9 protein-coding genes are annotated in these 12,728 nt (G+C 35.5%); 1 reads left to right on the top strand and 8 read right to left on the bottom strand.

Features of this window, described 5'->3' with window-relative positions:
• Positions 1-149: 149 nt before the first annotated feature.
• The 5 genes from glpX to ACOQFO_RS14985 all read right to left on the bottom strand — a co-directional run bounded on the left by glpX (position 150) and on the right by ACOQFO_RS14985 (position 5,271).
• Entirely contained in the window at positions 150-1,109 is a 960-nt protein-coding gene (gene glpX, locus ACOQFO_RS14965; RefSeq protein WP_421690473.1) for a class II fructose-bisphosphatase, read from the bottom strand.
• A gap of 82 nt (positions 1,110-1,191) precedes the next feature.
• On the bottom strand, positions 1,192-2,472 hold the full coding sequence (locus ACOQFO_RS14970; RefSeq protein WP_421690474.1) for a UDP-N-acetylglucosamine 1-carboxyvinyltransferase: 1,281 nt from the start codon (positions 2,470-2,472) through the stop codon (positions 1,192-1,194).
• 321 nt (positions 2,473-2,793) lie between these two features.
• Complete coding sequence (gene fsa / locus ACOQFO_RS14975) at positions 2,794-3,444, bottom strand: fructose-6-phosphate aldolase (protein WP_421690475.1); 651 nt, start codon at positions 3,442-3,444, stop codon at positions 2,794-2,796.
• Positions 3,445-3,821: 377 nt separating this feature from the next.
• Positions 3,822-4,676, bottom strand: a complete 855-nt coding sequence (locus ACOQFO_RS14980) for a class II fructose-bisphosphate aldolase (RefSeq protein ID WP_421690476.1) — start codon at positions 4,674-4,676, stop codon at positions 3,822-3,824.
• Positions 4,677-4,914: 238 nt separating this feature from the next.
• Entirely contained in the window at positions 4,915-5,271 is a 357-nt protein-coding gene (locus tag ACOQFO_RS14985) for a response regulator (RefSeq protein ID WP_421690477.1), read from the bottom strand.
• Positions 5,272-5,561: 290 nt separating this feature from the next.
• On the opposite strand from ACOQFO_RS14985, the gene ACOQFO_RS14990 reads away from it, so the two are divergent.
• Positions 5,562-6,095, top strand: coding sequence for a DUF2529 family protein (locus tag ACOQFO_RS14990; RefSeq protein WP_421690478.1), 534 nt, complete (start codon positions 5,562-5,564; stop codon positions 6,093-6,095).
• A gap of 59 nt (positions 6,096-6,154) precedes the next feature.
• Here ACOQFO_RS14990 and ACOQFO_RS14995 read toward each other — a convergent pair whose 3' ends face one another.
• The 3 genes from ACOQFO_RS14995 to icmF form a co-directional block, all read right to left on the bottom strand.
• Positions 6,155-7,756, bottom strand: a complete 1,602-nt coding sequence (locus ACOQFO_RS14995) for a CTP synthase (protein ID WP_421690479.1) — start codon at positions 7,754-7,756, stop codon at positions 6,155-6,157.
• Between the two features lie 635 nt (positions 7,757-8,391).
• Complete coding sequence (gene rpoE, locus ACOQFO_RS15000) at positions 8,392-9,018, bottom strand: DNA-directed RNA polymerase subunit delta (RefSeq protein WP_421690480.1); 627 nt, start codon at positions 9,016-9,018, stop codon at positions 8,392-8,394.
• A 368-nt stretch (positions 9,019-9,386) separates the two neighbouring features.
• Complete coding sequence (icmF, locus tag ACOQFO_RS15005; RefSeq protein WP_421690481.1) at positions 9,387-12,659, bottom strand: fused isobutyryl-CoA mutase/GTPase IcmF; 3,273 nt, start codon at positions 12,657-12,659, stop codon at positions 9,387-9,389.
• Between the last annotated feature and the right edge of the window lie 69 nt (positions 12,660-12,728).

Below are 12,728 nucleotides of genomic sequence, written 5' to 3' on the forward strand. Positions count from 1 at the left end.
CGAGCTTTGCTCGATAATTACCTTTAAAAATCTGTGGCATCCGCCGGAGGCTTTAACTTCATTCAGTTGCAAATTAAACACACAGAACGGATTGACTGGGTGTATTCATATCACCAATTATAGAACTGGAATTCTATTACTGAATGAAGTTAAACATATCTAGGTTTTTTATCGATATTGTGGCGTCCTTCAATAAAACGTACAGTACCAGTTTTAGCACGCATTACTAAAGAATTTGTTAAACAATATGCACCTTTATATTGAACACCTTTTAGTAACTCACTATCTGTTACAGCTGTTGCTGCAAAAATAGCGTCATCACCTTTAACTAAGTCTTCTAAGTAAAGCACTTTTGAAACATCGATCCCCATTTTCTCACATCGTTCACGTTGTTCATCATTTTCCGGTACTAATCTAGCTTGGAAATCTCCGCCTAAACACTTCAGGGCAACTGCAGATATAACACCTTCTGGAGCACCGCCCATACCAAACATAATATCAATTCCAGTTTCATCGAACGCTGTATTAATTGCAGCACTCACGTCACCATCTTGAATAAATTTAATTCTAGCACCAGCTGCTCGAATCTCATCTACAATATGTTGGTGACGAGGGCGATCAAGCAGAATTGCAACCACGTCTGTAATATCTTTATTTTTCGCTTTTGCTACAGCATGTAAATTTTCTGTAACAGATGCGTTAATGTCAACTTTCCCAGCAGCTTCAGGACCAACTGCTAACTTATCCATATACATATCAGGCGCGTTCAATAAATTACCGCGATCAGCAATAGCTAATACAGTCATTGCACCATTTGTTCCTTTTGCAACAATATTTGTCCCCTCAAGTGGATCTACTGCAATATCTACATCTGGGCCACCATTACGAAGACCTAATTCTTCTCCAATATACAGCATAGGTGCTTCGTCCATTTCACCTTCACCTATAACAACAGTACCGTGCATAGGGATTGTATCAAATAAAGCTCTCATTGCTGTTGTTGCTGCGTCGTCTGCTTCATCTTTTAATCCGCGTCCCATCCATTTAGCAGAAGCAATTGCTGCTGCTTCCGTAACGCGGACAACTTCCATTGTTAAACTGCGTTCCATTCTATATATCCTCCTAATTCGGTTACCCGAATTCATGTCACGTTATATTGTAACATAAAAACATTATCGCGTTCGTACAAATTTATTCCTGTAATTCTAAAGAGCTAACAGCAATCGTTTCTCGACGTATATTAGCACCAAGTGAATTCAGTTTTTCTATTAATGAACTATATCCACGTTCAATATGGTGAATTTCGTGAATAATCGTTTCCCCTTCAGCAATTAAGCCTGCTAATACTAGTGCTGCACCCGCTCTTAGATCAGTTGCAGTAACTGATGAGCCATGTAATTGTGAAGGACCTTGGATAATAGCTGTGTTTCCTTCTACTTTTGCAGTAGCATTCATTCGACGTAATTCATCTATATGTTTAAAACGTGCTGAATAAATTGTGTCTGTCACTTTTGATGTTCCGATGGCTTGAGTCATTAAAACAGAAAGTGGTTGTTGTACGTCTGTGGGAATACCGGGATAGACAAGTGTTTTAACATCTACGGCTTGTAAAGTGTCAGTTTTTGGAATGAATACACTTTCTTCACCTTCAATTACTTTTACACCCATTTCACGGAGTTTTGCGATCACTGCTTCTAAGTGTAGAGGGATAATATTATCAATTGTGATTCCATCACCAATTGCTGCTGCCATAATCATAAAAGTTGCCGCTTCTATGCGATCTGGAATAATGGTATGTTTTGTCCCGTGAAGTTCATCTACACCATCTATTCGGATTACACTCGTACCAGCACCTTTAATGTTTGCACCCATATTCGTTAATAGTGTAGCTACATCAATAATTTCTGGTTCTTTTGCAGCATTTTCAATGACTGTGCGCCCTTTTGCTCGAACTGCCGCAAGCATAATGTTAATTGTTGCCCCAACACTTGCAACGTCCAAATAAATTTTCGCACCTCTTAACTCATCTGCACGTAAATAGATTGCTCCATGTTCATTCGTTACTTTTGCACCTAAAGCTTCAAACCCTTTAATATGTTGATCAATCGGGCGTGGACCTAGGAAACAGCCTCCAGGTAACCCTACAACAGCCTTTTTAAATCGACCAAGCATTGCCCCCATTAAGTAATAAGAAGCCCTAAGTTTCTTTACATTACCATTAGGTAAAGGGATTGCAAGCATGTTTGACGGATCAATAACCATTTGTCCGTTTTCAAAAGTAACTTCTCCACCGATTTCTTCCAACAACGCTTTTAATGTCCAAGCATCAGCAATTTCAGGTATACCACCGATGGTAACTGAGGAGTTAGCCAGAATTGATGCTGGAATTAATGCCACTGCACTATTTTTTGCTCCGCTGACTTTGATTGTACCTTTTAGACGATTCTCGCCAATAATTTTATATACTTCCATAACGCGTTCTCCCTCGTAATTGGAAAGTTTCCCTTAGTATAGTCAACTTCAACAATTTTTGTATTTGTACCTATTCATTTATTTGGGCAGTTCATAAATATAGGTACGAACGAGAAATCTATACATAAGAAAATCACTAATCGAACTTAGAAAGATACTTTTTGACCTATAATATGTCTGCGGTCTTTCCTATAGGGACTTCCATAAACTTTAAAACTTTATATGTTAGTCCGCAATTAAGTCGAAAGAAACTTTTCTCATGCTTATTTCCATTTTTTTAATAAATACCCTAAAATTATTTATTTAAACAACATAACTTTATTATTGACCTTCTCGCTTTTTCCAATCCGCTAAAAAGGCTTCTATCCCTTTGTCAGTTAGTGGATGGTGGAATAATTGTTTCAATACTTTAAATGGTGTTGTTGCAATGTCTGCACCTGCTAATGCAGCATCCTGTATGTGTTGTGGATGACGTATGGAAGCAGCGATAATTTGTGTATCAATATTATGAATTGCAAAGATATCTGCAATTGTAGAAATTAGATCAGCTCCATTATGGCCAATGTCATCTAAACGACCGATAAATGGCGATACATATGTTGCTCCAGCACGTGCAGCCATTAAAGCTTGGTTGGCACTGAAAATCAATGTGACATTCGTTTTAATACCTTTTTCTGAAAAGTATTTACATGCTTTTAATCCATCTGGTGACATTGGTAATTTTACCGTAATATTAGGTGCGATTTCTGCTAGTTCTAAACCTTCTTTAATCATTCCATCAGCATCTAGTGAAATCACTTCCCCACTAACTGAACCATCTACAAGTTCTGCAATTTCACGAAGACGATCATGGAATGAGATATTCTCCTCTTTTGCAACTAATGATGGGTTTGTTGTAACTCCAGAAATGATTCCCCAAGAATGTGCTTCTTTGATTTCTTCAAAATTAGCTGTATCAATAAAAAATTTCATGTTACATTCCTCCTAGAATTGACTGAAAAAACGTTAAAGCGAAAAATTTCGAAAGAAGTAAAAACAAAGAGAAGGCTGATTGAATGTGTACAATCAGACACTTCTCCTCTATTATCATTCATCGATTTTAAATGAATTAAGAAAAGCAGTGTATAGTCATCACATATTATTATTTTATAAGGATAATACACCTACTTCTTTCTAAATCTTCTGGTCCGTAAATCGTTCTACTTTGATTTTAAGTTTATCCACTTTTATGGTAAATTTAACATCTTGTTGAAGAAGATTTTTATTTATTACTCTTATTTATCTTTAAATAACATATGCAAAATGAGCATATTGTGTCAAAAGCCTACTATGAGCCTAGAATTTCTAAATTAGGCTTTTTGAGAACTACCAAATTCGCGCATTTTTCCAATTACAGTTGCTTTAATTGCATCGCGTGCCGGAGCTAAGTATTTACGTGGATCATATACTTTTGGGTCATTATTTAAAATTTCGCGAATCACTTTTGTTGCAGCAATTTGATTTTCTGTATTTACGTTAATTTTAGCTGTTCCTAATGAAATAGAACGTTGGATGTCTTTAGTTGGGATCCCTGTTCCACCGTGTAAAACTAGAGGAATATCAGTTAAATTTGAGATTTCTTCCATTTCAGCAAAACCTAAGTTTGGTTCACCTTTGTATGGACCGTGAACAGAACCAAGTGCTGGAGCTAAGCAATCGATAGCAGTTTGCTCAACAAGTGATTTACATTCTGCAGGGTCTGCATAAATAATTCCACCGATTACTCCGTCTTCGTCTCCTCCAACAGAACCTAATTCAGCTTCTACTGAAACACCTTTTGAATGTGCATATTCAACTACTTGTGAAGTAATTTTAACGTTTTCTTCAAATGGATGATGTGAAGCATCGATCATTACAGAAGTAAATCCTGCATCAACTGCTTCTTTACATTTTTCAAAACTTGAACCATGGTCAAGGTGTATTGCAACTGGTACAGTAATTTTGTAGCTTTCCATTAAACCTTTAACCATGTGAACTACTGAAATAAACCCGCCCATATATTTCCCTGCACCTTCAGATACACCAAGGATAACTGGAGACTTTTCTTCTTCTGCCGCTTGTAAAATCGCTTGAGTAAATTCAAGGTTATTAATATTAAATTGACCTACTGCATAGCCTTCTTTTTTTGCTTTGATTAACATTTCTTTCATGGATACTAATGGCATTTTGAAAATCCTCCTGGAGATAGTATTTTTTTCATCAAATATTGTTTGCATCATGTCACCACTTAAATAGTGGGATATTTCTGCTGATTGAAGTTAAATATTCCATTTTATATTATCAAAAAGCACACCAACTCACAAGTCGGGTGAGATGGTGTGCTATTATGATCTAAATTGCGACAATTGTTATATAAATTTTCAATGTTTACTGTTATAAAGGGACTTCCATAAAGTTGATCAACTACAAAAGAACTGATTTCACACCATTAATAATTTCATGAATATTAAATGGTTTTGTAAAAAAATAAGTTGCACCATAATCCATTGCATTTTTTTTCAAACTATCCTCAGAAAATCCGGACATCATCATAATAGGAATGGTAGAATTAATGCCTTTTATTTTCTTAATGATCTCTAATCCGCTCATATCTGGGATTTTCATATCTAGTAATACACCATCAATTTTTTCTTTTTTTGCTATATGGATTGCCTCGGCCCCATTAGCTGCAAGATGAACGAGATATCCTTCTTTATTAAAAACTTCTTTTAATAACAATCTTATACCTTGATGGTCATCTACAATTAATAGTTCCTTCACACAATCACCCTATTCCAAACACAGATTCATTTCTTATTAAATACTCATTTCCCTAATATCAACCTGTTGAAACATATTTTAGATTATTTTTACAATATTTAACTTCATTTTAATTTTAGTTTAATTGAAGAAATTGAAAAAAACTAAATTGAAGTATTGAAAAATTATAGCTTTGGGTGAAGTTTATATTTAGTTTACCCACACTTATTCAAATACTCTCCATTTGTACAAAATCATAAAAATGTTATTTTTATAAAGAACATATATAATACATCTAGAGGTGAACGGAATTGAAAATACTTACAACCCAATTAACAGGATTATTTCAAAGAATCGCTCAAAGTGAAGAAGATGCAATAGAAGAAACAGCTCGCCTACTAGCTCAAGCTTCAGTTGGTGAAGGAAAAATCTATTTCGCATGTTTTGATGAGTTACAATCAGTTGAATTAAATGCCCTCCACGGCTCAGAACCTTTTACAAATTTAGCAAAATGGACGCCTGAAACAGTCATCACCGATGTAGATCGTGTTTGTATTTTCACAAAGAATAGCCAAAACGAACAAGCACTCACACTTGCCAAAAAATTATCTGAAGACTTTATTCCATTTGCTGCTGTTGCAAGTGAAAAGGCAGATGAAGAGAATCCATTAAGCGATTTGGCTTATACATACATCTCAATGAAAGTTAAAGGTGGTATTTTACCCCATCCTACAAAACTTGGAGATCGTGTAGTAATCCCACATTTAATGGCAGCACTGTTTATCTATGAAGCCATTAAATTAAGCTATGATGAAATGATTGATGATGGTGACGAACTACTCTAGCATTAAAATCTAAATAAAAACCTCCAAATGCACATTTTATACATTTGGAGGTTTTTTAATTAATATTTATTGTTAAATGCTGCGCCTACAAACTCACGGAATAATGGTTGTGGACGTTGTGGACGAGAAACGAATTCTGGATGGAATTGACATGCCATAAAGAATTTTTTCTCAGGTAACTCAATAATTTCTACTAAGCGATTATCTGGGCTTGTACCAGAGAATACAAGACCTTCTGCTTCCATTGCTTCACGGAATTCGTTGTTAAACTCATAACGGTGACGATGACGTTCGTAAACTAATTCATCATTGTAGACCTCCATTGCACGAGAACCGTCTTTTAATTTACATGGGTATAAACCTAAACGTAAAGTTCCACCTAAATCAATTTCATCGCTTTGATCTGGTAAGAAGTCGATGATTGGGTAAGGTGTTTCTTTGTTTAATTCAGTAGAATGTGCACCTTCTAAACCAAGAACATTACGAGCAAATTCAATTGTTGCTAATTGCATACCTAAACAAATCCCAAGGAATGGAATATCGTTTTCACGTGCATATTGAATCGCTGCGATTTTACCTTCAATTCCTCGATCACCAAATCCACCAGGTACTAAAATACCATCTGCGTCTTTTAATAATTCTTTTACATTTTCCACATTTACATGTTCTGCATTAATCCAATCAACTTCAATTTCTGAGTCATATACATAACCAGCATGTTTTAATGCTTCTACAACTGAAATATAAGCATCTTGAAGTTCAACATATTTACCTACAAGTGCAATTCGTGTTTTGTTCGTAAGATTTTTTACTCTTTTCACAAGTTCTTTCCAATCAGACATATCTGCTTCAGGTGCTTCAATACCGAAATGCTCTAATACAATATCGTCAAAGTCTTGTGCGTGTAAATTTAATGGAATTTCATATAAATGTTCTGCATCGCGAGATTCAATAATATCACGGGCAGTTACGTCACAGAATAAAGCTAGTTTTTCTCTCATCTCTTGTGAAACTGGTTGTTCTGTACGCACTACGATAATATTTGGTTGAATACCAAGTGAGCGTAATTCTTTAACTGAATGTTGTGTTGGTTTTGTTTTTAGTTCACCAGCAGCTGCAATATATGGAATTAATGTACAGTGTATGTACATAACATTTTTATGACCTAAATCAGATCGCATTTGTCGAATTGCTTCTAAGAAAGGAAGTGATTCGATATCGCCAACAGTACCACCAACTTCTGTAATAACGATATCTGCATTTGTTTCACGACCTGCACGTTGGATACGATCTTTAATCTCGTTTGTTACATGAGGAATAACTTGTACAGTTTTACCGTTATAATCGCCACGACGTTCTTTCGCAAGAACAGATTGGTATACACGCCCAGAAGTAACTGTAGAGTGTTTACCTAAATTAATATCAATAAAACGTTCGTAGTGACCTAAGTCTAAGTCTGCTTCAGCACCGTCATCTGTTACGAATACTTCACCATGTTGATAAGGACTCATTGTACCTGGGTCGATATTTAAATATGGGTCAAATTTTTGAATCGTCACTTGTAATCCACGGTTTTTAAGTAATCTTCCAAGTGATGAAGCTACAATACCCTTCCCTAGTGAAGAAACTACTCCACCTGTTACAAAAATATACTTTGTCATTTGTTATTTCCTCCTCTTATACGTATACGATTAAAATAAGAAAAGCCTTGAGATCCTCGTTTTACTTTCACCTAAAAGCATCTTTCACGAGTTTTTCATAGCTATACGATCGCAATCTCTATTTACTTTTCTTTTTACTTTTTCTTTGATGTGAATGGAAGGTTTTCTTGGCAGCTTACACATCTATTTTTATGTAGTACTTAACTAAAAAAATAAATACTGACACTCCAAAGTCGTGTCAGATGTATAAAAAACAAAAAGCCCCTCCTGCATATTGTTTGCAGGGGGAGCGATTAATAATCACGGCCATTCTCCTTTTTCAAGGAGCCCAATAAAAAGATTATACGCAACACTAAAAGAAGTCAAGCTATTTTTAGAAAAACTAAACTCAGATTTAAGTTAGATGAATAAAGCGAAAAACGGCATTTTCCTTTGTAACCAACATCTGGAGCATTAGATCTATTTTGTTCTTTTTCAGTTTATCCATAATACTTCAGTCGATAACGCGAAGAAAAACACAACTCGAGCCATTGCGAGTTGTGTTTTTCACATAAGCTATATTTAATATAGACTATTTTACATCAACAAATTAGTGTCAATTAATTGTCAAAAGGCAATTTAAATAAAACATATTGCTAGTCGATGTCTTCTTCTAGAGCCTCATCTTCATCAATGATGAATGCGTCTTCTTCGTCGATTAAATCTTCATCGATTTCTGTATCAACATCCACATCTACATCCAAGTCAACGTCTACGTCTACATCAACATCTACGTCAACATCTGCAACAACATCGATCTCATCGATATCTTCTTCGAAATCAAGATCATCATCTACATCAAGATCTTCCTCATCTTCGTCAACAAATTCTTCTAAATCTTCTTCAAATACTAAATCGTCTTCATCAATTTCGATATCTTCTTCGTCCTCATCAAGAAGAGCAGATTTAGCTTTTCTTTTACGAGATTTAACAGTTGGAGCTGTTTCTTCTTCAATCGTTTCGATTTTATACCATTCACGAAGACCCCAAGTGTTGTCATTATTTAATAAGAAACGACCTTCAACATTCATGTCTGTATAGAACTGAACTAAACGTTTTTGGATTTCTTCATCAGATAAACCATTTAAATTTTGAATTTCTTTTAAAAGATCTAAAAATGCGAGCGGAGCTTTTCTTTCTTCTAGTAGTGCGTAAGCTAGATCAATTAACGATTCTTCACTTAATTGATCTTTAGTTAATTCACGAAGGTTCAACTCGTGCACGTCCTTTCCTTAATACATTACTCACTTTTGGATGCAAGTTTGCAATAATACCCATTATATACAAACTACTATTATCTATGCTAGTTTGAATTACTGTTTTTTATTTTATAAATATTGATAAAACCCAGTGTAAAAAAATAGGCAGATAATATTAAAAATGGAACAGCACCTTTACCACTATCATATATAAAGAAAGTTGTTACTAAACAAGAAATAATAATGAAATAGTGGATGAATCTTTTCATAGATGCAACCTTCCTTCTAGTAAGTTAACAGAACTCTATCTATATCTATTTGAATCCATTCTTAAAACATATCACTGTTCACAATTTTTTGCTTGAATATTTTCGAATAAATATTTCTCTTTTTTACATATTTCTTCTGTATTGTCCGCCAACTTCGTATAATGCATTCGTAATTTGTCCTAGGCTAGCAACTTTTACAGTTTCCATTAGTTCTGCAAAGATGTTACCACCGGAAAGTGCAACTTGTTTTAGCTTTTCAATCGCATCCGCACAATTCTCTTCATTGCGTTTTTGGAATTCTTTTAAATTGTGTATTTGTAGTTCTTTTTCTTCTTTAGTAGCACGAGCAACTTGTAAAGAATTAATGTCGCCAACTGTATTGGCATTAGGATTGATATAAGTATTTACTCCTATAATTGGTAGCTCTCCTGAATGCTTTAAGTGTTCATAGTACATGGATTCCTCTTGGATTTTCCCACGTTGGTATTGTGTTTCCATCGCACCTAGTACACCACCACGGTCATTTATTCTTTCAAATTCTTCTAGAACAGCCGCTTCGACCAAATCTGTTAACTCTTCCACAATAAATGCACCTTGCATTGGATTTTCGTTTTTCGATAAGCCGTGTTCTTTTGTAATGATCATTTGGATTGCCATTGCTCGACGAACTGATTCTTCTGTTGGGGTTGTAATCGCTTCGTCATAGGCATTTGTGTGCAACGAATTACAGTTATCTTGTAACGCCATTAATGCTTGTAACGTTGTACGAATATCATTGAAATCCATCTCTTGAGCATGAAGTGATCTTCCTGAGGTTTGGACATGGTATTTTAATTTTTGAGAACGTTCATTTGCCCCATATTTATCTCTCATTACAATAGCCCAAATTCTTCTCGCTACTCGGCCAATGACTGTATACTCAGGATCTAATCCATTGGAGAAGAAGAATGATAAGTTTGGTGCAAAGTCATCTATATGCATGCCACGACTTAAATAGTATTCAACATACGTGAAACCATTCGCTAAAGTGAAAGCAAGTTGGGAAATAGGATTTGCCCCAGCTTCTGCTATATGGTAACCCGAAATCGACACAGAATAATAATTACGCACCTTATGATCAATAAAGTATTGCTGAATATCTCCCATCATACGAAGTGCAAACTCTGTGGAGAAAATACAAGTATTTTGACCTTGGTCTTCTTTCAAAATATCCGCTTGTACTGTACCGCGCACAACTTGTAACGTTTTTTCCTTTACTTCAGTAAACTCTTCAACAGTTAATATACGTCCAAGTTCTTCCTCTTTTTGCTTCACTTGTTGGTCAATTGCTGTATTTAAAAACATAGCTAAAATAATTGGTGCTGGTCCATTGATGGTCATCGATACAGATGTACTTGGAGCACATAAATCGAAACCAGCGTACAATTTTTTCATGTCATCTAAAGTACAAACGCTAACACCTGACTCTCCGACTTTTCCGTAAATATCTGGACGATAATCTGGATCCTCACCATAAAGTGTAACAGAATCAAATGCAGTGGATAGCCTTTTCGCATCATCATCTTTCGATAAATAATGGAATCGTTTGTTTGTTCGCTCTGGCGTTCCTTCACCTGCAAACTGACGTTTCGGATCTTCTCCCTCACGTTTGAACGGGAATACACCTGCTGTATAAGGAAACTCACCTGGTACGTTTTCTGCATAAACCCATCTTAAAATTTCACCGTAGTCTTTAAATTTAGGTAGTGAAATTTTCGGGATTTTAGTTCCTGATAAGGAAGTTGTTTTTAAAATTGTGCGAATCTCTTTATCACGAACTTTTGTAATCAACTCGTCTCCAGAGTATGTTTCTTTAAGTTTTTCCCAATTTTCAAGAATACGAATGGATTCTTTCGTTAATTGACTTTTCACACCATTTGCCAATGAAGTTAATGAAGCAAGCAATGCATCAGCATCCGAATTTTGTGCACGAACTGTTTCGATAGTTCCTTCTAGTTGATATAGTTTCCGCGCTAACTCTACTTGCTGTTCTGCTTGTTTATGATAGTTACGAACCGTATCAACGATTTCTCTTAAGTAATATCTGCGATTTGAAGGAATGATCACATCTTGTTTTTTTGTTTTAACAAATTGATCATAGGATGTTTTCCAATTATAGTTAAACTTTTCATTGATTTTAGCTACAAGTGCAGCAAACAATGAATTTGTTCCCTTATCATTGAATTGACTCGCTATAGTACCGTATACTGGCATGCGATCAAGACTTTCATTCCATAAGCCATGAGATCTTTGATATTGTTTTTGTACTTGTTTTAATGCATCTTCTGAGCCTTTACGTTCAAATTTATTGATTACAATAAGGTCTGCATAATCAATCATATCGATTTTTTCAAGTTGCGTAGGAGCTCCAAATTCACTTGTCATTACATACATGGAGAGGTCTGTATATTTCGTAATTTCAGCGTCTCCTTGCCCAATACCACTCGTTTCAACAATAATTAGGTCAAAACCAGCACCCTTAACGATTGATAAAACATCTCCGATTGATGAAGTTAGCTCAGTTCTGGATCCGCGAGTCGCTAAGCTTCGCATATAAACTCGTTTATCGAAAATGGCATTCATTCGAATACGGTCACCAAGTAATGCTCCACCTGTTTTTTGCTTAGTTGGATCCACCGATAAAATGGCAACTGTTTTATTTGGGAATTCTCTTAAGAAACGACGAATTAATTCATCAGTTAAGGAAGACTTTCCTGCCCCACCTGTTCCAGTAATACCAAGGACCGCTGTTTGCTTCTCCTTCTTTTTCGCCTCTTGAATTAATTCTTGAATTTCTTTAGATTCACCATTTTCAGCAGCTGTTATTAAATTTGCTAATATTTCTGGTTTATTCGTTGATAATTGGTTTAACAGATTTAAATAGTCACCCTTTAAAGTTGAGAAATCTGCTCCTTCAAGTTGTTTATTAATCATTCCTTGAAGCCCAAGTTTCATGCCGTCTTCAGGTGAGAAAATTCCTGCTATCCCGTAATCATGGAGTTCTTTAATTTCATGTGGTAGGATAACTCCACCACCACCACCATAAATTTTAATATGTGGTGCACCTTTTTCATGAAGCAAATCATACATATATTTAAAGTATTCCATATGTCCGCCTTGATAAGAGGAAACTGCAATTGCTTGTGCATCTTCTTGAATTGCTGCATTGACAACTTCTTCTACCGAACGGTTATGACCAAGATGAATAACTTCTGCTCCACTTGCTTGTAAAATTCTTCGCATAATATTAACTGAAACATCATGCCCATCAAATAAACTTGATGCCGTTACAAATCGCACATGATGTTTTGGACGATATACCCCATTTTCTACTTGTGCATTGTCAAGTTTCACCATATGACTTTGCCCCTTTCTGAAAATCCATTAATATGAGTGAAAATAAACACCGCTAACGGCAATCGTTAA

The sequence above is a fragment of the Ureibacillus sp. MALMAid1270 genome (assembly GCF_049202975.1).
Lineage (GTDB): Bacteria > Bacillota > Bacilli > Bacillales_A > Planococcaceae > Ureibacillus.

What these genes read in the sequence shown, in the direction of transcription:
- glpX (WP_421690473.1), bottom strand. Translation starts at nt 1,109, where the DNA reads ATGGAACGCAGTTTAACAATGGAAGTTGTCCGCGTTACGGAAGCAGCA.
- ACOQFO_RS14970 (WP_421690474.1), bottom strand. Translation starts at nt 2,472, where the DNA reads ATGGAAGTATATAAAATTATTGGCGAGAATCGTCTAAAAGGTACAATC.
- fsa (WP_421690475.1), bottom strand. Translation starts at nt 3,444, where the DNA reads ATGAAATTTTTTATTGATACAGCTAATTTTGAAGAAATCAAAGAAGCA.
- ACOQFO_RS14980 (WP_421690476.1), bottom strand. Translation starts at nt 4,676, where the DNA reads ATGCCATTAGTATCCATGAAAGAAATGTTAATCAAAGCAAAAAAAGAA.
- ACOQFO_RS14995 (WP_421690479.1), bottom strand. Translation starts at nt 7,756, where the DNA reads ATGACAAAGTATATTTTTGTAACAGGTGGAGTAGTTTCTTCACTAGGG.
- icmF (WP_421690481.1), bottom strand. Translation starts at nt 12,659, where the DNA reads ATGGTGAAACTTGACAATGCACAAGTAGAAAATGGGGTATATCGTCCA.